The following is a 22,836-nucleotide window of genomic DNA, read 5'->3' as shown; positions in this document are numbered from 1 at the left end:
TTACTTTATTTGCACTTTCTTAACTATTAGTACAACGATTAAGATAAATAAGCTCATTAAAACAATCATTCCACCTGTTGAGATCGCAAATTGATAAGAGAAAAATAATCCAGCCAACATAGCAATCTGAGCAAAAATAATCCCATATCCCACAAGTTGTTTAAAACTTTTTGCTAATTGGATACTCGTAGCTACTGGGATAACGACTAAAGCTCCAACTAGTAAAATTCCGACAACCTTCATTGATAATGAAATTACCAAAGCAATTAACAAAGCAAACATAAAATTTACAACCTTTAATGGAATACCTGATACCTTAGCAAATTCCTGATCAAATGAAATCGAAATAAATTCTTTATAAAATAAAGCAATTATTAGTAAAACAAACACCGCTGTTATCAAGACAAAATGAAGATCACCAATGGTTACACTTACAATGCTTCCGAACAAATACGCATACCATTCATTATATCCTGTTCGTGCTAATGAAATAAAGATCGCACTCATTCCAATAGCCGTTGATAAGATAATCGGAACAGCTAATTCTTGAAAATGACTATAAATAGTCCTTAATCGCTCTGTAACTAGAGCCCCAATCAGAGCAAACACAACACCCATATACATTGGATTCACTGTTGGAAGCCATGGTCCAAGTGTTCCGATAAACACACCGGCTGATATTCCGGCTAACGTGATATGCGAGATTGATTCTGTGATAATCGATACTCTCCGCACTAATAGAAAGGCCCCTACTACTGGAGCAATGAATCCAATTATCACCCCTGCTAAAATTCCTCTTTCAATAAACGTTAGTTGTGTTAATAATTCCATTTTAGAGCCCCTAACATTCCTTATCTCTTAAGCTCATTTTTTGCCTTTTAACTTTTCTCACTTCTCCCCATGCTCTTTCTATAACCATGGTTAAGAGTAAAAGAACAACAGCGATAATTACAATCATTCCACCTGGAGCAAGATCATAATAAAATGCTGAGATTAGCCCTCCAATTACGGCAATTTCCCCAAAAAAAATAGAGTAAAGAAACATTTGCTTAAAACCTCTAGCTAATCTCATCGCCGTAGCAACTGGTAAAGTCATTAAAGAAGACACAAGTAAAATACCAACTATCCTCATCGATGCAGCTATGACTAATGCAACCATGATAATAAAAATGAAATTAATGACCCTCCGATTAATACCAGAAACAATTGCTTGTTCTTCATCAAAAGATAAAAAGAATAGTTCCTTATATAAAAGGATTAATACAGCCAATACGACAACTGTAATTACACTTATCGTCCACAAATCAGATCGACTCACAGCCATCACACTTCCAAATAAATAATGAAACAAATCATTATTAAACCCATCTGCAAGTGAAATAAAAACAACGCCTAAACCTATGCCACCCGTTAATATAATGGGAATTGCAATCTCTTTGTAATAGGAATAAACACTCCTCAGCTGTTCAATCAATAAAGAACCGCCAACCGAAAAAAGCAATCCTAAATAAAGTGGATTGAGCGTTTGAAAAAAAGTTACATGTTTAGCTAGTAACAAACTTGCTGCAATACCGGATAACGTAATATGAGATAAGGCATCCGCAATTAGAGAAAGTCTTCTAACAACTAAAAATACACCTAAGGTAGGTGCTAATAAACCTATTAGTACCCCAGTATAAAATGCATTTTGTAAAAATTCATAGCGAAAAAAAGCATCAATCATCTATACATGTCCTCCATGACTATGGTTATGAGTCAATAAATGAACATCATGGCCGTAAAATGTCGATAAATCTTGATTTGCTTCAAAATCTGCAGTATTTCCATGGAAATGAAGAGTTTTGTTTAAACATGCTACATCGGTGACGTGATCCGTCATCGCACCAATATCATGTGTTACCATGACAAGAGTAATCCCTCTATCTTTATTTAAGTGATCGAGCATATCATAAAATTGTCGAACATTGGTTGCATCGACACCCACTGTCGGTTCATCAAGTATTAACAATTCAGGTTGACTTACCAATGCACGGGCAATAAAGACACGTTGTTGCTGTCCACCAGATAATTCTCCAATATTCTTATGAATAAAGGTAGACATTCCAACTTGATCTATCGCTTCCTTAACTTGCTGTTTATGCTTTCGAGTTAAAAATCGAAACAAGCCTACTTTTCCATATAAGCCCATTGATACAACTTCAAAAACAGTGGCTGGAAAACCAGTGTTAAAACTATTCGCTTTTTGTGAAACAAAACCAATTTTTTCCCAATGACGAAATTTAGAAGCCTTTTCGCCAAACAATTGAATATCTCCTAGCTGAGTGGGTAATAATCCAAGCATTAATTTAATCAATGTAGATTTGCCCGATCCATTCGGTCCTACTAACCCTAAAAAAGATCCTTTTTGTATCGTTAACGATACATTTTCAAGAACTTTTTGATTACCATATTGAAATGAGATATTTTCTAATTTGACTGCTTCAGTTTGAATAGGAATATGCATATACCCTTCTCCCTTCCTAGTTTTTCATTATAAGAACAATTACGATTTAGTATGATGTCCTTTCTTATTATAAAGGTTATTTTTATTCTGTCTACCTTTGAGAACTAGTTGATGCTTTTGGTATAATCAGGAATAGAATATATCATTAGGTCAGAGGTGGGTTATGTGAGTAAAAATCAATACGCCATTATAGATATGGGATCAAATTCCTTTCGACTAGTAATTAATGAAATAGATACTCACGGTCAGTATAAAGAACTATATAATTTCAAAACAGTTGCTAGACTTAGTACGTTTATTACAGGAGAAGGGGATCTGTCTAAAGAGGGAGTCGCCATTATTTTGGATACACTCACTCATTTTAAACAAGTAACGCGCTACCATCAAGTTAACAAAACGATTGTGATTGCTACTGCTGCTATGCGTAAAGCAGAAAATCAAAAGGAAATCATACGTACTGTCCAAGAAAAGCTCGGTATTACGATTCGGATACTAAGTGAATATGAAGAAGCTTTCTATGGTTATTTAGCCGTTGCTAATTCGACAAATATTACTGAAGGATTTACCGTAGATATTGGTGGAGGAAGTACTGAGGTTACTTTGTTTGAAAATCGAAAACTAAAGCATTATCACAGCTTTCCTTTTGGCGCAATTACCTTATATCAGAAATTCTTTCATCAAACCCAGGACCTCGAGGGTTCTATACAGAAACTAAAGCAATATATTAACGAACAATTATTGACTCTCCCTTGGCTAAAAGTACATCTACATTACCCTGTCATCGGTATAGGTGGGAGTGCAAGAAATATCTCGCTTATTCATCAACATAAAAAAAGGTATCCTCTTGCAGGCATTCATCAATATGAAATAGATAGAGACGATATATTTCATATAAATAACATGTTACAGCAATCCACTGTGGAGGAACGTTCACAAATTGACGGACTTTCTAAGGATCGTGTAGAAATTATTGTCCCAGCAGCTGAAGTCATTTCTTCAATTGTAGATCATGTACAAGCCGACAAATTTGTCATGAGTAGAAAAGGATTAAGAGATGGTATATTTTACGAGGAACTGCTTAAAACGATGGAAACAAATCTTTTTCCAAACGTAATAGAAGAGAATATGCACCAAATTACGTCTAAATATAAGATCAAGTTAGAACATGCCAACCACATTTCTTTGCTTGCGACTCAATTATATAAAGAATTATCTTCATACGCTCAAGTGCAGCACGAACATGGCATCGCACTCAAATGGCTTAATTTAAGCGCTAGAGTTCTTTACATTGGAGAATCGATCAACAGTGAATCCAGTAGTCAAAATACTTTTTATTTGCTTACGAATATGACCATTGAAGGGCTATCTCATCAAGAACGCTTAGCGATTGCGTTTATCTCTTCGTACAAATCGAAGTCCCAAATGATAAAATTTGCGGAACCCTTCAAGCAAATTATTCAAAAAGAAGATTTGAAGTTGTTTGAATTCCTAGGTTCCATAATGAAACTTGCTTATTCTTTAGATCGTACAAGAAGAACAGCCATCACAATAGGACATGTAGCAAAAGAGAATGATAAATTAGTCTTACCACTCCTTTACAGTGAAGATCCTTATTTTGAACAAATCCAAGCAGCAAAGAATAAGAAACCGTTAGAGAAAGCGATTAAGCATCCAATTGAGTTCCAATACACACCTTCTAATAAGTTCTGAAAAATGAAAAATCAACATAAAATTTACAATCACCTGTTAAAATGGAGAAGGGCTAATTCAGTAGAAAGGTTGAGTACAATGATAGAAAATGAAACTCATGAATACATCGATCTCAATAACCCAACCTTTTATAATAATCGTGAGTTAAGTTGGCTTGCCTTTAATGAGCGAGTTTTAGAAGAAGCAATAGATGAACGAAATCCTATTTTAGAACGGCTGAAGTTTCTTGCCATTTTCAGCTCGAATTTAGATGAATTTTTTATGGTTAGAGTAGCTGGGTTAAAAGATCAAGTAAAAGCTGGATACAACAAACCGGAAAACAAGGCCGGATTAACACCGAAACAACAATTAAAGTACATTGCTGAAAAAAATCATAAATTAGTGCGTTTACTAGACACGGTGTATACAGAAACAATTGTTCCAATGCTTTATCAGGAAGGCTTTCAATTTATGACAATTGATGAATGCAATGCCGAACAGGTTGAATTTTTAAGACAACGATTTAATCACTATATTTTTCCTGTTTTGACTCCGATGGCGATTGATGCTTACCGACCTTTTCCTATGCTATTAAATAAGAGTTTGAATCTTGCTGTCATGTTAAAAAGACTTGGCAACTGGGAAGAAAAAGAACAATTAGCTATTGTTCAAGTCCCTGCTGTATTAAACCGTTTTATCACACTCCCTTCAAAAGGAGAAAAAGAACAATTTATCTTGCTAGAGAATGTCATTGGCTATTTTATCAATGATTTGTTTAATGGTTTCGCTGTTAAATCCGTCTCTCCTTTTAGGATTACTCGTAATGCAGATATGACCATCCATGAAGAAGGAGCACGTGATTTACTGTTAGAAATTGAAAAAGAGTTAAAAAAACGTAAATGGGGTTCGGCTGTCCGCTTGGAAATGCAAGAAGACATGATGGATCAGAATGTCTTAAACCTTTTATTAGACGTGTTGGAACTTCATAAAAACGATGTATATTCATTAAAAGGCCCCATGGATTTATCGTTTTTATTTAAACTCTACGGACAACTTGCAAAGGATCATGAGCATTTAGCCAATGAAACACTAATTCCTCAACCGCCTGAAGATCTAATGGAAGAAGAAGATATTTTTCAAGCTATACTTAAGCGCGATATCATTCTTCACCATCCATATGAATCGTTTCAACCCGTCATCGATTTTATAGCACGAGCGGCCGAGGATCCTAACGTGCTTGCTATTAAACAAACACTCTATCGCGTAAGTGGAGATTCTCCTATCATTAATGCATTGGCACTTGCAGCAGAAAACGGAAAACAAGTTACTGTGCTAGTGGAATTAAAGGCACGTTTTGATGAAGAAAATAATATTCAATGGGCAAAAAAGTTAGAAAAGTCAGGAGTTCATGTAATCTATGGCATAACAGCATTAAAAACCCATAGTAAAATAACGCTTGTCGTACGTCATAAGGACGATCAAATACAACGATTCGTTCACTTAGGTACGGGGAACTACAACGATTCAACAGCAAAATTATACACAGATATTGGCTATCTTACGGCAAATGAGGAATTTGGCATCGATGCTACTAATTTTTTTAATTTTTTAAGTGGCTATAGTGACAAACCGATCTGGCACCATCTTAGTATTGCTCCATTTGAGATAAGAAGTAAATTCCTCGGTCTAATCGATAAAGAAATTGAGCTTCATAAACAAGATGGCAAAGGGAGAATTATTGCTAAAATGAACTCCCTCACTGATAAACCAATTATTTTAAAGCTATATGAGGCGTCACAAGTAGGAGTTGAAATTGATTTAATTGTGCGAGGAATTTGTTGTCTTCGTCCTCAAATCGAAGGGGTTAGCGAGAACATTCGTGTTTTTAGTATCGTAGATCGCTTTTTAGAACATAGTCGTATTTTTTATTTTTATCAAGGTGGACATGAAAACTTTTACTTATCCTCAGCAGACTGGATGACCCGAAATATGGATAAACGTATAGAAATTTTATTTCCAATTATTAGTGAACAAAACAAAAAGCGTATTAAAGACATTCTGATGATAACGTTAAATGACAACACAAAAACGCGTGAACAAAATGCAGACGGTAGCTATCATTATGTTGTCAGACCTCAACACACCCAACCCGTCCAAAGCCAATTGCAGTTTCATGAAATTGCAGCCAGTTTTACGGTCAGTGAAGAATGAAGTAAGAAAACCGCAGAGCGGGTTTTCTAGACTTTCATACTAAATTGAAATCTACCCTGTATCACTGTTTTTTTAAACTCTTATCTTTTAAAAAGACGAAGCGCGGGGCTTTGTTTTTCTATTATCGTTATACTTTTTGTACCTTACTTGATCTCCCACTTTCTTGTATTACCCTTCTTCCGACGAAAAGAAAGTCTAAGCCAAAAAGTTTGGTGGATGAAACCCTTTATTGTCTGAATTGCACTTTCGTTTTAAAAAAGAGAATGATAAAAAGAACAAAAAAAAATAACTCCTCGAATTCTAGACTTTCTAGTATCGACGACTAGAAAACCCTAAATCAGGAGTTATTTATTTGTATTTCTAAGGGTAAGGATATTAATACACTTGTACCGACATTTAATACACTTTGAATGTGAAAGGTCCCCCCATGGTCTTCAATGATCTTTTTACAAAGAGGTATGCCAATTCCAGTACCTCTAGCTTTTGTCGTGAAGAACGGTTTGCCTAATTGCTTTAAAACCGATTCTGGCATACCCTTTCCGTTATCTTTTACTGCTATCACATAATTATTGTTTTCAATCTTTGTCTCTATTGTTAACTTTCTGTTTGAATTTGATTCTCCATAAGCTTCCACCGAATTACGAAGTAAATTTAGCATCACTTGTTTAACCATCGATTCATTCACATGTACTTGCCGATTTGTCTCCGTTAACTTTAAATGAAACTCGACATCATGAAGAAGACATTCTGCTTTTATAATCTCTATTAATGAATTCATAATATTAACTGGTGATTGCAAACGACGATCAATTTTCCTTCTAGAAACTGATAAAAAGTCTTCAAGTATCCCATTCATTCGATTTAATTCAGACATAACCGTATCATAATATTTTTGATGATCATTTGTCAGTTTGGCCAATTGTAGAAAGCCCTTGATCACCGATAAAGGATTACGTAATTCATGAGCCACTCCAGCAGCAATATGTGAAACAGCTTCCATTTGATCGTGGAAAGTAAGCAGATTTTCAAATTGCTTTTGAAGTGAGCGATCTTCAAAAATCAAGTACACAACCCCATCTTTAAAAGGTATTGCCCTAATTCGATAAAGTAAATCAACTTCTTCAAAGTCCTCTTCCTGTTTACAATTACTCTCCAGTGCCTTTTGTATGAGCTTTTTGCTAAACAAAAAAATGGAATTATTAAGCCCTAATTCTTCCAAGGAAAAAACCTGCAACTCAGATTTCTTTGTATAGGTTAGATCTAAAAAGGCTTGGTTCCAACTAAGAGGTTGTAAATATTTATTTACTTCTAAAAAAGGAACACCCAACTCTTCAATTAATAAATGCTGCTCGATCATTTTTTCCTCCGTAAGTGTCGATGACTGCACATGCGACGTCTCACTTCTTACAGCAGATCTCATTGTCATTAACTTACTCCCTACTGGGTCTATTTCCTCACTTAGGTGCTTATTGTCCATAAGACCCCCCTATTGCAATCTATATATGATTTTAAAATGATCTTCTTTTTTTACTCTAACTCATTATTCGCTATCACTTACAAAATTTCCTTTTTTTTCTGCACATTTTTTCTTGGCCCCTCATAAACTGTCATTATGTTTAACTCATGAAAAGAGGTGTTTTTTATGAATGTTTTTATGCAACAACTTGTTAACAATAAAGTTAATTCGCTTACTTCAAAGGAACTATTGGACCTTGCTGCCCAGTACAATATTCAGCTTTCTCCACAACAGGCTAAAGAAGTCATAGCAATTCTAAGATCAGAACAAATTGATGTTTCGAACCAAGCCCAAGTTGAAAAAATCATCCATCGCCTTCAAACGGAAGTCGATGAGTATGTTTCTTCTGTTATTCAACAATTATTACAACAATTTAGTCAATACCTATAAAGTGAAGTCATATCATAGAATCGAGTAGGAGTGAGAGTGGTGATTCTCCTCCGACCTCTCAAACCGAAACCAATGAAAAAACCTTTTTAGTAGTTCGAGGAAGCAGCAATGGCTCCCCACGTTGCGCGCCTGCGGATTGATATCCCACTCATAGCAGGCTTAAGACAAAATAACGGTTCCCAAAGTCAGATGGTCAATGATATTCTTTCATTGACCGTTTTGCTTTTCCGTCTCATTGTTCATTATCCACTCTGAACACTTCTACGGTTTTCAACAGATTTCACTGTTTATTACATAGGGAACTCTTTGCCGACATCTGTTTCTCCGAGTGATAAAAAACGTTGTCCCATCCTACACCTAGCCTTATATGCCCAAGGCAGGAATTTGCGCCGACTTCCTTCTAATTCTGGGTCACTGCAAACACCCTTGTAATTAAGCTAACTGATACTACTGCCTTCGTCGCTGTTCGGAATTTAAACCCTAAAGAATATGTGCATGCCTGACGCACCAAGAGAAAGAAACAGAAGGTATCCTTCTGCTTCTTTCTTAATTTATCATCTTATTGCGAATATCTTCATCAAACTCACCTGCAAGTAACATGTCTATTTCATGCTTATAAGGTGCTCTTTTATCCTTCTTATCTTCACCTACAAAAGGTGTTTCTAAAATTTTAGAGACATCATTTAGTTGTGGATGATGAACAATGTAGTGAAGTGCTTTATAACCAATATGGCCAAAGCCAATGTTTTCATGACGGTCTTTCGCAGCACCACACTCATTTTTGCTATCATTGATGTGAAGAACTTTCAAACGATCGATTCCGATGATACGATCGAATGAATCAAGGACCCCATCAAAATCAGATACAATGTCATATCCCGCATCATGTGTATGGCAAGTATCAAAACAAACAGATAAACGCTCATTATGTGTGACACCGTCAATAATTGCTGCTAGCTCTTCAAAGGTTCTTCCACATTCTGATCCTTTTCCAGCCATCGTCTCAAGAGCAATTTGAACATCTCGCTTTTCTTCAAATACTTCATTTAAACCCTCAATGATTTTTTGAATTCCTGCTTCTGCACCAGCACCCACATGAGCACCGGGATGAAGTACAATCTGTTTTGCACCAAGAGCCTCCGTTCGTTCGATCTCAGATCTTAAAAACCGAACCCCCAATTCAAACGTCTCAGGTTTAGTTGTATTAGCAATATTAATGATATAAGGTGCATGTACAACAATATCTGACATACCATTCTCTTTCATATGAGCAAGCCCAGCTTCGATATTTAATTCCTCTATAGGTTTACGTCTTGTATTTTGAGGAGCTCCTGTATAGATCATAAAGGTATTTGCTCCATAAGATGCCGCTTCTTCACTTGCACCAAAAAGCATCTTTTTTCCATTCATCGAAACATGAGACCCTAAACGAACTTTCATTATTCTCTCTCCCTTAAACTACTTACTTTTTCTTTTTGATCCGTCTTTGTTTTTGATCTTCTTTCGCTTGTTTGAAACGTGCTTTTTTCTTGTAGCCTGGCTTAACCGCCTTCGCTCTTGCGACAGCCTTTCCACCTGTTCGTTTTTGTTCGGATGGCTTTTTAATCGTTGTTGTTTTTGTATCTGTTGTGCGTGAGGACTTTTTCTTTCCCGGTACACCAAGAGGAACACGATCTAACTTTGTCCATTCACCTTGTTTAAAATCATAATAAGTGAATTTCACTCCACGTTTCAATAACTTTTCGATTGCTTGCTGATCATGATCTTCGTAGATGGTAAAAGCAATTCCATCCATCCCAGCACGTGCTGTTCGACCAACCCGGTGGATATAGAAATCTAAATCTTGCGGTAACCCAAAATTGATAATATGCGTAACACCTTTAACATCAATTCCCCTAGCGGCTAGGTCTGTAGCCACCAAATATTGAACTTTAACTTCTTTAACATGTTTCATAACTTGCTTTCGTTGTCGCGGCTGCAGGCCACCGTGAAGACGCTCCACATTTAAGCCGGCTTCATACATAGCATCGGCCACTTCATCTGCTTGCTCTTTTGTATTTGTAAACACAATAGCTAGATAAGGAGTGATTGATTTAGCAATTTCAACAACAAATTTAATTTTCTCACGATGTCTAAGTGGAATGATTCGATGTTCAATCTTTGTAGCTGTCACATGTTTAGAGTCCACTTGAACGTGACGAGGGTCCGTCATGTATTTTTTCAAAAATGGTTGTAGTTTTTCTGGAATCGTAGCAGAGAAAACCATCATTTGTAGTTTTTCTGACATTCTAGATGCAACCTTATCCACATCAGCAATAAATCCCATGTCTAACATTTGATCAGCTTCATCAACTACGAGCATAGATGCTGTGTATACCTTAAGTGCTTGATCATCAATTAAATCTGCCATACGTCCGGCTGTTCCCACAACGATATGAGGTTGAACCTTCAGACTACCAATAGCGCGAGCACGATCCGTACCACCCACTAACAATTTCGCATGAATTTGCTCGTCTTCAGGACAAAATTCCAATAACTTTTTTAACTCATCAAATAATTGACCCGCTAATTCACGTGTAGGTGCTGTAATCACGGCTTGTACTTCATCTTTTTGCGAATCAATCTTATCTAGAATTGGCAAAAGAAAAGATAGAGTTTTCCCCGTTCCTGTTTGCGACTGTCCAATTACATCTCGTCCATTACGAATTGCCGGTATGAGACGTTCCTGTATATCTGTTGGTAACGTAAACCCTTGTTCACTTAGGGCTTCAATTAAAAAGGGCTTCAATTCAAATCTCTTAAAGTTTTCTGATTTCATATAACAATTCATCTTCCTTCCGATTCCTTTGTGCAATAGTTCATTTTATCATACTTTGTCAGATCATGGCTAATATGATATATCTTTATCAAAACTCACCGCCATTTCATTCATTGCATATATCTAATTATGAGAATAACATTTTCGGTGTTTTAGCTTATTTTATTCTTCCCATAAAAGACAGATGATACACTTTTTAAATGATTGAAACTAGGAAAGGAGACATTTACATGCAACCATTTTTTGGCCCACCATTTAGTTCGATGCCCATGCAAGCTCCAATGCAAGGTATGTCTCAAGCAGCCAACATAGCCTCTTCTGGAGGTCAAATGCCACCAATGGCTGGAGTTGGAAGTCAAGCAATGCGAGGAGGTGGACTGCTATCAAGACTATTAGGAGGCTTAGGTGGAGCATCCAACGCGGCTAGTGGCCCGGCAATGGGAGGTCTTTCTTCCGCTGGTGCAGCTGGAGGGATGAACTTCACTTCAATGTTAACGAATGCCCAAAAAGTCTTAGGATTAACCCAACAAGTTATGCCCATGGTCCAACAATACGGTCCTCTCATTCGTAACGCTCCCGCCTTACTGAAGTTAATGAGAAGCAATAATTCAACAGATGAACCGAATCCAGCTGAAGAACAAGCAATGAATGTAGCATCAACAACTGAAATACCTATAGAAGATGAAGATCAAGTTTCTACTACTCAGGTACAGACTCTTTCTGATGAGACTTTCTCATCTAAAAAAGTTAAACCTACACTCCTAAAACCGAAAACAATAGATAATATTCCAGCACCAAAACTGTATGTATAACTTTTAATGGGATAAACTAACAATTAAAACAATTCATTATTTCACTAACTTTTTTATTGACAAGAATCGCTTCTTGATAGTAAAATTTACTTTTGCTTTTTTTTATGTTATACTGTGATTACAACCCGATTGGAGGAATGCCCATGTTTAAAGTTGGCGATCACGTAGTCTATCCTTATCACGGCGCTGGTACAATTCAAGATATAGAAGAAAAGGATGTATTAGGAGAAACACATTCTTATTTTATTCTTAATTTCCCACTCGTTGATGTGAAGCTTATGCTTCCGGAAAGCAAAATTAATGATTCTGGATTGCGTAAGATTATAGACCAATCAGAGTTAGATTCTCTTGTAGATGCTTTGCAAAATGGACCAGATATTCCACCTTCTACAAGTCACTTCTCTCGTGAGACCGAAAATCTCTTAAAGAGCGGAAGCATCATTGATGCAGCTCATTTGATTTCTTCTCTTTCAAGGAAACAAACAGAACGGGCAAATGGCCTCCACATCCAAGATCGTAATCACCTTCAGAAAGCTCGTCAAATGATTGCTAGCGAATTAGTACTCGTTAACGATATGACTGAGGAGCAAGCATATGAATTTATAGACGATGCTCTTATTGAGTTAAAAGAAGCGTAAGCATTGTCACTGATTAAAAACTCCTTTATACTAAATAAAGCTTAAGAAAATACACCATTCGGTAATCTACGGATGGTGCTATTCTTATTAAAAGAACTTTTTTACTAAATCGTTCTATTCGTAGGAGGCCTCTCATGAATGTAAAGAAAATTTCTCCAAGAGGATATTGCTACGGCGTGGTTGATGCCATGGTTCTCGCTAGACAAGCTGCAGCAAACTTGGATTTACCAAGACCCATTTATATTTTAGGAATGATTGTTCATAACAAGCACGTTACAGATGCTTTTGAAGAAGATGGGATTATCTCTTTAGATGGTCCTAATCGTGTTGAAATTTTAAATCAAATCAACAAAGGTACCGTTATTTTTACAGCACACGGAGTTTCACCCGAAGTAAGAAAGTTAGCAAAAGAAAAAGGTCTTACAGTCGTTGATGCTACATGTCCAGACGTAACCCGCACACATGATTTGATTCGAGATCAGGTGGCTGATGGTTATCAGATTATATATGTTGGAAAAAAGGGCCATCCAGAGCCTGAGGGTGCTATCGGTGTTGCTCCAGAATCTGTTCATCTCGTTGAATCGATTGCTGATGTTGAAGATTTATCGATTTCAACAGAAAAAATCATCATCACCAATCAAACAACTATGAGTCAATGGGATGTTAGTGACATTATGAAAAAAGCCATGGAAGTATATCCAAATGCTGAGGTTCATAATGAAATATGCCTTGCTACTCAAGTTCGACAAGAAGCAGTTGCTGAACAAGCGAAAGAGTGCGATCTTGTAATTGTTGTAGGTGACCCAAAAAGCAACAATTCCAATCGTTTAGCACAAGTGTCTGAACAAATAGCCGGTACAACAGCTTACCGGATTGGGGACATCTCGGAATTGAAACTTGAGTGGTTGAAAGGTGTGGAGACAGTTGGTGTCACATCAGGTGCCTCTACCCCTACTCCAATTACGAAAGAAGTTATTTCTTTTTTAGAAAAATACAATTCTGATGATGAATCTACTTGGACGGTTGAACATAAAGTGTCACTTCAAAAGATTCTCCCAAAAGTTAAAACGAAGCAGTAACAAAAAGCCACCTTTCGAAAGGTGGTTTTTTGTTACTGCATTTAAAGACGTTAGCACTCGTTAATCTCTGCACTCCTATAATGAGAAACCCCCACTCATAGTAGACTTAAAAGATGTAGCGCTTCACTCATTTCGTTCTATTGATTCATAATGGTAAATAACGTCCTTCGACCTTATATGGGTGCGAACATGTTTGCAATGGCTCCACACGCTGCGCGCCTTTCCTGAGAAGTACACTCAGAAAAGGCTTAAAAGCTGGCAGCGGTTCCGCTCATTGCTAAGAGAATAACCAAACAGGTAAAAACCGACCTGTTTGGTTATTCTCTTATACAAATTGAAACGGATCTGTATTTCGTTTTGATGTTATGACCTTCGTATCGTAGTTTGTTTGCTCTAAGAAACGTTCAAAGAATTGTTTTACTCCATTTTTCATAATCTTTTCGACATTATGACCTGGGTCGATTATATTCAATCCATCCATCATGGCATCATGAGCTACATGATAATAGACATCTCCTGTTACAAATACATCCGCACCTTTAAAAATGGCATCCTTCATATACTTGTTTCCATCTCCTCCTAGTACAGCTACTTTACGAACAGGTGAATGTAAATCCCCAACAACACGAGCTCCTTTTACATCAAAAACTTTTTTTACATGGTTAGCGAAATCTGCAAGGGTCATCTCGTTTTTTAATAGTCCAACTCGGCCAAGTCCGAGGACTTCCCCTTTATTTTCTAAAGGATATATATCAAATGCTGGCTCTTCGTATGGATGGGCTTTAATAATCGTTGAAATAATTTTCTTTTGAAGATGACTTGGTATAACTGTTTCTACTTTTACTTCTTTAACATATTCCAGTTCACCTTGCTGCCCAATAAACGGATTCGTTCCTTCCTCGGGCTTAAAAGTTCCTTCTCCCTTACTGTTAAATGTACAATGACTATAGTTTCCAATATGACCAGCACCAGCCTTTCCTAATGCCTCCCTAATTGTCCCAACATGCGTTTCAGGAACAAAGACCACAATTTTCTTTAAACCCACCATTTGAGTAGGTGAAAGTACTTCAGTTTGATGTAAACCAAGTGCTTCAGCCATCATATCATTCACACCACCCAACGCCACATCTAAATTAGTGTGAGCAGCGTAAATGGTTATTCTATGCTTAATCGCCTTTTCTATAATTCTTCCTTGCGATGTATCAAGGTCGATTTTCTTCAACGGCCGAAACAGCAAAGGGTGATGAGCTACAATTAAATCGACTTCTTCATTGATCGCTTCCTCTATCACTTCTTCCAACACATCTAATGCAACCATGACCTTCTTAATTGGCTTGTTTAACGTACCAATCATTAAGCCATTCTTATCTCCTTCTACAGCATAGGATTTAGGAGACCAGGCCTCAAATTGTTGAATAATAGCTTGACCATTTATGTATTTACTCATCTTAAAACCTCCGTCACCATATTTATCTTTTCTTTTAATTTAAAACGTTTTTGTTTTAGCTGTTCCGTGTCAGTAGCTTTTTCAAACTCAGTTAAAATTCTATTCCAGTTATCCAGTTCATAGTTCCATTTTTTCTTGAAAATATTATTACAGTCCTCCATTAAATAGGGTCCTAATAATAATTTTGCTTCTGTTTGTTCTGTATATAACTCTGTATCATTACCAGGATGAGCAACAAGGATTTCATAAATTTTTTCATCTTCCTCGAGAATTTCTTCTGCAGAGAGAATCCAACCATTTTTCCTCAACCACTTTCTAATGATATCAGCTGAGACATTAGGTTGTAATACAAGAGTCGTCACTTCTGTTAGTTTATCTTTTCCTACCTCAAGGATATCCGTTATTAGTCCACCACCCATACCTGCAATTGTAATCGTATTTACTTCACCCTTTTTTAGGATGGCTAACCCATTTCCTTTTCTAACTTCAATTCGATTTTGTAAGCCAACTTTTACAACTTGACTTTTGGCAGATTGAAAGGGGCCTTCATTCACCTCTCCAGCAATCGCTGTTGTTATTGGATCCTGTAAACATAAATAACAAGGTAAATAGGCATGGTCTGAACCAATATCAGCTATTTTTGCGCCTTTTGGAACATAATTAGCCACTCGAACTAATCTTTCAGATAATTGTTTTTCATTCATTTTATCACCTATATATGTGTCTTAGAAAAAAGCAGGAAAAAGACAGTAGCTGCTTTCCTTCTAGATAAAGAGCTTCTTTACAACCATTCAAACCATTAAAGCGATTTTCAAAAGGGATAATTGTCTTTTGAACCAACCTTTTTAGTTTCATACTACTAATTCTAAGAACGGATTTCAACTTACAAAAAGAAAGACGAGAGTTTAAAAGCTACTCTCGTCTTAATACTATTATTCAGATTCTGCTAATAGATACTGTGCAATCGCATCTGCTTCAACATCATTTAGATTAGAAACAGCAGGCATTGCACCTTTACCGTTTAAGATAATCTCAGCAATTTCTTCTACCGAATAAACACCATCAAGTGCCGTTAAAGCCGGACCTGCTCCGCCAGTGAGATCTCCACCGTGACAGCCAATACATGATTGTTGAGCAAGCTCCCCGCCAGCAGTAACCGGATCTTCAAACTCCGTTACCTCTTCTGTTTCTTCTGCAGGATCTGCATTCATTTCAGTACGTTGGTTTAGCCCTACAAAAGAAAGAGCAATCATAAGCAAAATCCCAACAATTGCAGTTACTGCAAAAGGTAAAAGTGGTCTTCCCTTCATCGTCATATCCTCCTTTAAGTTATATCGGATCAAACACATATCGTCAAACAGCTATGTAGACGCTTAAAGATTCCCTTTTCATTCTACTTGAATTTAATCACAATGAAAAGGGATACTTAATAGTTTTACTTTTTTTGTCACTCTTTTAACGGAACAGAAAAAAAAGCAAAACCATTGAAGCTAATATCGCCGAAATGGTAAAAAATCGAATCGACCATTTCCAACCAATCCAAAACCAAATTAAACAATGACTTAAAATGGATATCAGTAAATAATTAGAGTTCCCATCTGAAAATGTTAACACAATATGTACAGTTAACAAAAGAAAAACAAATGCTGTCATCATTAGATATAAGTTTGATAACAATTCAATTAATGACTTCTTTGCAATAATGAGAAGAGTAATGGCAATAAAAAGGACGATAGTTATTTGCATTATTAAAGAAAAATCAGTAAAATAAATGACAAGAACCGCTAAAAGAAACAATGATTGGGCAGTTATAAAGAAAAGGAAGGGTTTAAGTTTTGTTACCGCGCTGTTTTCTTTTGACTCTTGATCGAGGGATTCTCCCTCTGTATAAAGAGTGAGCAAAAAATCACAGTAGTGTTCAGGTAAAAGCTTGGACTGTTTCCAATACTTGATTTCTTTTATAATGATTTCTTTTCTTTTATACTCCATCTCTTGCCTCCGAATACCAACCAATACTTATAAAATCAAAGGCCCTGTTCGCAAATTAACAAACACAAAGAAATACAGACGTTTCTTTGCATTTGCTAATGTATTGAACAAGACCCTTTAGAAACAGTATACTTTATCAAGTAACCCTAGTACAAAAATTAGCTCTTACGTTCTATTCTAAGAAATCTTTTAAACGCTTGCTCCGGCTTGGATGACGAAGCTTTCTCAATGCTTTAGCTTCAATTTGACGGATACGTTCACGAGTAACTCCAAAAACTTTTCCAACTTCTTCTAATGTTCTAGTACGTCCATCATCAAGGCCAAAACGTAAACGTAAAACATTCTCTTCTCTGTCTGTTAATGTATCAAGAACATCTTCTAGTTGTTCTTTTAATAACTCATAAGCAGCAGCATCTGAAGGAGCAAGTGCTTCTTGATCTTCGATAAAATCACCTAAATGTGAATCATCTTCTTCACCGATAGGTGTTTCCAATGATACTGGTTCTTGTGCAATTTTTAGAATTTCCCGAACTTTATCTGGTGTCAATTCCATCTCTTGGGCAACTTCTTCAGGTGTAGGCTCTCGACCAAAATCTTGAAGAAGCTGACGTTGAACACGAATCAATTTATTGATTGTTTCAACCATATGAACGGGAATTCGAATTGTACGTGCTTGGTCAGCAATAGCACGAGTGATCGCTTGCCTAATCCACCAAGTTGCATACGTACTAAACTTATAACCCTTTTCATAGTCAAATTTTTCAACTGCTTTTATCAGTCCCATATTACCTTCTTGGATTAAATCAAGAAATAGCATTCCACGCCCAACATAGCGTTTAGCAATCGAGACAACAAGACGTAAGTTAGCTTCAGCTAATCTTCTTTTTGCTTCTTCGTCACCTTGTTCTATTCGCTTGGCTAACTCAATTTCCTCTTCAGCCGAAAGAAGGGGAACACGACCTATTTCTTTTAGATACATCCTTACGGGATCATTAATTTTAATACCTGGAGGTACACTTAAATCATTTAGATCAAACTCTTCTTCATCTTTTGCTGCTTGCTGAAGATTTGGCGCGTCGTCGGTTTCATTGAGTACTTCAACACCCTGTTCACCAAGGTATTCAAAGAATTCGTCCATTTGGTCGGAGTCTTGGTCAAACGCTGCAAGTTTTTCTGTGATCTCTGCATACGTGAGAACCCCTCTCTTTTTACCAATCTCCACTAATTGTTCTTTAACTTGATCGATGGACAATTCACCTTCCGCTAACGGGCGTAATGGTTTATCTGCCATTCGATCCCCTCCTTCCATTGTTCACAACCAAAGCTTTTGCCTAATACTTAATAAGTTCTTGCTTCATACGGTTTATTTCCATTAACAGCTTTGCAGCTTGCAAAGGATCTGGCTCCCGTTTCATTTCAAGTTCCTTTTCTTGTATTTGTACCCGCTTTGGATAAGTTTCAATCTGTTTCATATAATCAAGCAACTCTTGCTCTTGATAATGTTCATTTACCGAAAGCATGGCAAGCTCAGTAGTTATTCTAATAAGCTTCTCATCCTTTAAGCTTTGTATAAATTGACTAGGATTTGCCTCGTTTCCCTCTCCATAAAAGGCAAAAAGGTATGCTGCTATTGCTTGGTGTTCATCAATATTAAATGCGCCACCAATCCGTTCCAAAACGACATCTGCTACTTGAACATCTCTCATCATATGAGCAAGTAAATAACGCTCAGCATTATGATAAGCTGGTAAAAGCCTTTTGGTCTCAATTATTTTACGGGTTGGTGCCGGTTTATCATTAGATGAATATTGACTCTCTTTTTTGTTAGCACGAATGTTTTGGTGAAGTTCTTGTTTTAACGCTTCTAGAGAGAGAGAAAATTCTTCCGCTATTTGCCGTAAGTAATGATCTCGCTCAACTGCTCGTGAAAGCATAGAAATTTCTAAAAGAACTTCCTCAATATAACGCATTCGTTCTGCTTCATTTGTTAAATTCTTTCCTCGACGCAAATAACGCATCTTAAATGACATAAATGTCAAACTTGCCCCTATTACATCCGATTTAAAGCGATCAGCACCGTATGTACGAATATAGTCATCGGGGTCCATACCTTCAGGCATATCTGCAACCTTTATGATGCAACCAGCTTGTTTAAGAATACTGGCCGATTTAAAAGCCGCATTAATTCCTGCATTATCAGAATCATAGCAAATCGTTACTGTTTCTGCATTACGTCTTATAATACGTCCTTGCTCTTCTGTTAGAGCGGTACCGAGAGTCGCAACCGTATTGGATAGGCCTGCTCCCCATGCTGCAATCACATCTACGTACCCTTCGAATAGAATAACTGAACCTTCTTTACGAATGGATGGTCGAGCCAAATGTAAACCGTACAGCGTCTGTCCTTTATGGAAGACCGGAGTATCAGCACTATTTAAATACTTAGGTTTTTCATCAGAGATTGTTCGACCACCGAATGCAATAACTTTTCCTTGTCCGTCCCATATGGGAAACATAAGTCTGTTTCGGAAACGGTCAAAATAACCGTCTTTCGATTCTCTTTCGACTAGTAATCCTGCTTCTACCATTAAGTCAAGAGAATATTCACGTTTATCTAAGATAGTTGTAAGAGAATCCCATCGGTCTGGAGCAAAACCAATTTGAAATTGCTCTATTTGTTCCCTCGTAAACCCTCGTTTTTCAACGTATTCACGCCCCTCTGCTCCCTGCTCAGTTAACGTCAAGACATGGTAATAAAGTTTTGCAGCTAACTCGTGAGCGGTCCGCATCGTTTCATGAGGCCCATCAGCTGTAGTTCTCTCTGAATTCGCTTCTTCAGGTAAATCAATATTTAACTTTGTACCAAGTTTTCTAACAGACTCAATGAACGTAAGTCCTTCAAGTTCCATTAAAAACGAAAATACATTTCCACCCGCACCGCAACCAAAACAATGATAAAGTTGTTTCTCCGATGAAACAGAGAAGGACGGTGACTTTTCACCGTGAAAGGGACATAATCCAATATACTGTCGACCTTGCTTTTTTAGTTGTACATAATCACTAATCACTTCGACAATATCCGCTGAGCGTCTAATATGTTCAACCTGTTCATCCGGTATCCGTATGCTCACAATATCATCACCATCACAAAACTTTTAAATTTCGAGCTTTTTTTAGCCTCTTCTTTTCAAGAAAGAATTTTTAGAAACTGCTCCGTAAACTTCATCCGATCTACTTGTCGAAAGGGTTTTGGTCCTTTTGTTTTTTCTCCCATTCTTCTCTGTTTTTGAGACAAGTATCTTGCATCTAACATCTGTGAAATCGTATCATCTTGATAAACAAGTCCACGTGGAGAAAGCACAACCACTCCTTTTGAAAGCAGTATCGAAGCTAACGCATGATCTTGCGTAACACAAATGTCACCCTTTCGAACTTTGTTCATTAAATATAAATCGACAGCTTCTTTTTCATTATCAACTGTGACTATACTTACAGTAGGCGGTAAAGTTAATGTATGAGCATACGATGAAACAAAAACCATCTTAACTTGTAACTGCTCACAAACTTCTACTATTTCTTTTTTTACGGGACACGCATCTGCATCCACGAATACTGTTCGAATTGAAGGATTCATAATAGTTGAATTCAACATTCCTCTCAAAAATCCTGCTATGATTTTAAAGAATTTCGTAGATATTTGTCGAACGAAACAACTTTTACGTGATTCATTCTTTTTATCCTTACTATCATTACCAAAAAACTAAGAAAAAGTCTTGACTTTTAAAATTTATTTGTTCTTTTTTTATTTATGACAAAAAAATAATCCTTTAGAATCACAATTCTTTATTATACGCAACTTCTCCTGCTTTGCATAGTGAAAATATTTTAGAAAACCTTAATTTCCACAAACCTGATTACTTATCTGAAATTAATCGTTCTGAGAAACAAAAAAATACTTTAAAACAAGGCCTCTATAAGGATGAAAAATCTATGCTATTCAGCTCATCAAAAAAGAGCACCCTGGTCTCACAGGATACTCTTTCCCTCTATTTTTTTAAAAACATACTTGATATTAAGTTAGCTGTTTCCTCAACGGCTTTATTAGAAACGTCTATAACAGGGCAACCAATTCGTTGCATTATTTTGTCTGCATACGCTAACTCTTCTTTAATGCGATCCAGATTGGCATAATTAGCTTGCGCTTTTAGACCAAGTGCTTTCAAACGTTCTGCCCGAATATCATTTAACTTTTCTGGACTAATTTTTAAGCCCACACATTTTTTCGGTGCTACATGAAACAACTCTTTAGGAGGTTCGACCTCAGGAACAAGAGGGACATTCGCTACTTTTAACCGCTTATGTGCGAGATATTGTGATAGTGGAGTTTTCGAAGTTCTTGAAACTCCTATTAAAACAATATCCGCTCGGATGACCCCCCTTGGGTCTCTCCCATCGTCATATTTAACAGCAAATTCAATAGCCTCCACTTTACGGAAGTAGTCTTCATCGAGGCGATAAATCAGCCCAGGTTCATAACGCGGTGCCTTATTTGTGAGTACACCTATCTTTTCTAGCATAGGTCCAATGATATCAACCGTTTCTACATTAGCCTCTTTTGCCAATGTTAGTAAATGATCTTTAATCTCTGGTACCACTAATGTGAAAGCTATCAATGCTTTCGCTTTAGTTGCTAAAATAACGACTTCTTCAATGGTCTCCTTATCTTCCACGTAAGGAATGCGTCTTACTTCAAGTCCTGCACTACTGAATTGACTAGCAGCTGCCTTTACAACAAGTTCAGCAGTTTCTCCAACAGAATCGGAAACAACATATACAACAGGACGCTGCTTGATCTCTTCCATTCTCCATTCCCTCCTTTATTTAGATCATTTCGTCATTTGCTAAATCTACAAGCAGTGCGGTTATATTCGTCTTTGTAATACGACCAACAACTTCATAACCAGATCCACGATCGACTTCGATCACAATAGGTAAACCATCAATCTGCTTATCAATTAATTTACTTGCAACTTCAATAATTAGGTCTTCTTTCTTACAGACGGTTATATTAGGCATGCGCGTCATAATAATACTTACAGGCATCGACTCAAGAGCTTGTTTCCCAAGACTAGCTCTTAGTAAATCTTTTCTTGAAAGGACCCCTACGAGTGTTGTATCTGTATCGACTACAAATAGCGTTCCAACATCCTCAAGGAACATCGCACAGATCGCATCATAAATAGTTATAGATTGCTGAACAACTACTGGTCGTGATAGATAATCATTTACCGTAATATGTTTAACTTTATCAGCTAAAAGTTGCGTACCCGTTTTCCCGGTATAGAAATAGCCAACCCTTGGCCTTGCATCTAAATATCCTGCCATTGTGAGAATAGCCAAATCAGGTCTAAGAGTAGCACGTGTTAACGAAAGCTGGTCAGCGATATGCTCCCCAGTAATAGGCCCACTATTTTTTACAATTTCTACAATTTTTTCTTGCCGGCTTGTCAGTTCGATTGGTTTTCACCGTCCTTAGCACAAAAGTGCCATACTAATATAAAATTATTATATACGAATGAAAGCCTTTATGAAAAGGAATATCAATGAAAATTTTGTAGAATCATCCTTCTTTCTCTTTACAAACTGCTACAAGACTTCACATCGTTGGAGTTTGTTCTTTAAAAATCACCGTAAAACATTTGAAATTCGGATTCAAACCAATACATTGGTGGAACAGCTCTTTT

General features: G+C 36.9%; 21 protein-coding genes. 6 read left to right on the top strand and 15 right to left on the bottom strand.

Features of this window, described 5'->3' with window-relative positions:
• Genes LDX58_RS00745 through LDX58_RS00735 form a run of 3 tightly spaced genes read right to left on the bottom strand, consistent with a single transcriptional unit; the run spans position 1 to position 2,503 of the window.
• Positions 1-831: a metal ABC transporter permease gene (locus LDX58_RS00745; RefSeq protein WP_227934960.1), complete on the bottom strand. Its 831-nt coding sequence runs from the start codon at positions 829-831 to the stop codon at positions 1-3.
• A gap of 10 nt (positions 832-841) precedes the next feature.
• Positions 842-1,723, bottom strand: coding sequence for a metal ABC transporter permease (locus tag LDX58_RS00740; RefSeq protein WP_227934959.1), 882 nt, complete (start codon positions 1,721-1,723; stop codon positions 842-844).
• A complete protein-coding gene (locus LDX58_RS00735; RefSeq protein ID WP_227934958.1) occupies positions 1,724-2,503 on the bottom strand; it encodes a metal ABC transporter ATP-binding protein in 780 nt (259 codons plus the stop codon). It lies immediately after the preceding gene.
• Positions 2,504-2,668: 165 nt separating this feature from the next.
• Between LDX58_RS00735 and ppx the strand changes: the two genes are divergently transcribed.
• Both ppx and LDX58_RS00725 read left to right on the top strand, forming a co-directional pair.
• Entirely contained in the window at positions 2,669-4,213 is a 1,545-nt protein-coding gene (gene ppx / locus LDX58_RS00730; protein WP_227934957.1) for an exopolyphosphatase, read from the top strand.
• Between the two features lie 78 nt (positions 4,214-4,291).
• On the top strand, positions 4,292-6,403 hold the full coding sequence (locus tag LDX58_RS00725) for an RNA degradosome polyphosphate kinase (protein WP_227934956.1): 2,112 nt from the start codon (positions 4,292-4,294) through the stop codon (positions 6,401-6,403).
• A 337-nt stretch (positions 6,404-6,740) separates the two neighbouring features.
• Here the strand turns inward: LDX58_RS00725 and LDX58_RS00720 are convergent, their stop codons facing one another.
• The gene (locus LDX58_RS00720) at positions 6,741-7,880 is read right to left on the bottom strand and encodes a two-component system sensor histidine kinase NtrB (protein WP_227934955.1); all 1,140 of its coding nucleotides are present in this window, start codon (positions 7,878-7,880) and stop codon (positions 6,741-6,743) included.
• A gap of 165 nt (positions 7,881-8,045) precedes the next feature.
• Between LDX58_RS00720 and LDX58_RS00715 the strand changes: the two genes are divergently transcribed.
• On the top strand, positions 8,046-8,309 hold the full coding sequence (locus LDX58_RS00715; protein WP_227934954.1) for a DUF2624 family protein: 264 nt from the start codon (positions 8,046-8,048) through the stop codon (positions 8,307-8,309).
• Between the two features lie 546 nt (positions 8,310-8,855).
• Here the strand turns inward: LDX58_RS00715 and LDX58_RS00710 are convergent.
• On the bottom strand, positions 8,856-9,749 hold the full coding sequence (locus LDX58_RS00710; RefSeq protein ID WP_227934953.1) for a deoxyribonuclease IV: 894 nt from the start codon (positions 9,747-9,749) through the stop codon (positions 8,856-8,858).
• A gap of 22 nt (positions 9,750-9,771) precedes the next feature.
• Entirely contained in the window at positions 9,772-11,127 is a 1,356-nt protein-coding gene (locus tag LDX58_RS00705) for a DEAD/DEAH box helicase (protein WP_227934952.1), read from the bottom strand.
• A 230-nt stretch (positions 11,128-11,357) separates the two neighbouring features.
• Between LDX58_RS00705 and vrrA the strand changes: the two genes are divergently transcribed.
• The 3 genes from vrrA to LDX58_RS00690 all read left to right on the top strand — a co-directional run bounded on the left by vrrA (position 11,358) and on the right by LDX58_RS00690 (position 13,656).
• Positions 11,358-11,939, top strand: a complete 582-nt coding sequence (gene vrrA / locus LDX58_RS00700) for a VrrA/YqfQ family protein (RefSeq protein ID WP_227934951.1) — start codon at positions 11,358-11,360, stop codon at positions 11,937-11,939.
• Positions 11,940-12,082: 143 nt separating this feature from the next.
• Positions 12,083-12,577 carry a CarD family transcriptional regulator gene (locus LDX58_RS00695; protein WP_227934950.1) on the top strand — a complete coding sequence of 165 codons (495 nt, stop codon included), beginning with the start codon at positions 12,083-12,085 and terminating at the stop codon, positions 12,575-12,577.
• A gap of 134 nt (positions 12,578-12,711) precedes the next feature.
• Positions 12,712-13,656: a 4-hydroxy-3-methylbut-2-enyl diphosphate reductase gene (locus LDX58_RS00690; RefSeq protein ID WP_227934949.1), complete on the top strand. Its 945-nt coding sequence runs from the start codon at positions 12,712-12,714 to the stop codon at positions 13,654-13,656.
• A 325-nt stretch (positions 13,657-13,981) separates the two neighbouring features.
• Here LDX58_RS00690 and LDX58_RS00685 read toward each other — a convergent pair whose 3' ends face one another.
• From LDX58_RS00685 to ccpN, 9 genes are all read right to left on the bottom strand, one after another.
• Positions 13,982-15,103, bottom strand: a complete 1,122-nt coding sequence (locus LDX58_RS00685) for a Nif3-like dinuclear metal center hexameric protein (RefSeq protein ID WP_227934948.1) — start codon at positions 15,101-15,103, stop codon at positions 13,982-13,984.
• The gene (locus tag LDX58_RS00680) at positions 15,100-15,807 is read right to left on the bottom strand and encodes a tRNA (adenine(22)-N(1))-methyltransferase (RefSeq protein ID WP_227934947.1); all 708 of its coding nucleotides are present in this window, start codon (positions 15,805-15,807) and stop codon (positions 15,100-15,102) included. The genes LDX58_RS00685 and LDX58_RS00680 overlap by 4 nt, the downstream gene beginning before the upstream one ends.
• Before the next feature lie 228 nt (positions 15,808-16,035).
• On the bottom strand, positions 16,036-16,413 hold the full coding sequence (gene cccA / locus LDX58_RS00675) for a cytochrome c550 (RefSeq protein WP_227934946.1): 378 nt from the start codon (positions 16,411-16,413) through the stop codon (positions 16,036-16,038).
• A gap of 145 nt (positions 16,414-16,558) precedes the next feature.
• On the bottom strand, positions 16,559-17,092 hold the full coding sequence (locus tag LDX58_RS00670; protein ID WP_227934945.1) for a hypothetical protein: 534 nt from the start codon (positions 17,090-17,092) through the stop codon (positions 16,559-16,561).
• 172 nt (positions 17,093-17,264) lie between these two features.
• Positions 17,265-18,383 (bottom strand): RNA polymerase sigma factor RpoD, encoded by a 1,119-nt coding sequence (gene rpoD / locus LDX58_RS00665; RefSeq protein ID WP_227934944.1) that lies wholly within the window; start codon positions 18,381-18,383, stop codon positions 17,265-17,267.
• Between the two features lie 40 nt (positions 18,384-18,423).
• Complete coding sequence (gene dnaG / locus LDX58_RS00660; RefSeq protein ID WP_227934943.1) at positions 18,424-20,223, bottom strand: DNA primase; 1,800 nt, start codon at positions 20,221-20,223, stop codon at positions 18,424-18,426.
• 56 nt (positions 20,224-20,279) lie between these two features.
• Positions 20,280-20,744, bottom strand: coding sequence for a YaiI/YqxD family protein (locus LDX58_RS00655; protein WP_227934942.1), 465 nt, complete (start codon positions 20,742-20,744; stop codon positions 20,280-20,282).
• A 394-nt stretch (positions 20,745-21,138) separates the two neighbouring features.
• Positions 21,139-21,954, bottom strand: a complete 816-nt coding sequence (locus LDX58_RS00650; RefSeq protein ID WP_227934941.1) for a pyruvate, water dikinase regulatory protein — start codon at positions 21,952-21,954, stop codon at positions 21,139-21,141.
• A gap of 19 nt (positions 21,955-21,973) precedes the next feature.
• Entirely contained in the window at positions 21,974-22,609 is a 636-nt protein-coding gene (ccpN, locus tag LDX58_RS00645) for a transcriptional regulator CcpN (RefSeq protein WP_227935466.1), read from the bottom strand.
• Positions 22,610-22,836 lie beyond the last annotated feature (227 nt).

Source organism: Alkalihalobacillus deserti, from assembly GCF_020734105.1.
GTDB classification, from domain to species: Bacteria; Bacillota; Bacilli; order Bacillales; family Bacillaceae_D; genus Halalkalibacter; species Halalkalibacter deserti.
Note: the sequence above shows the minus strand (reverse complement) of the source record. Positions and strands in the feature narration are given on the sequence as shown.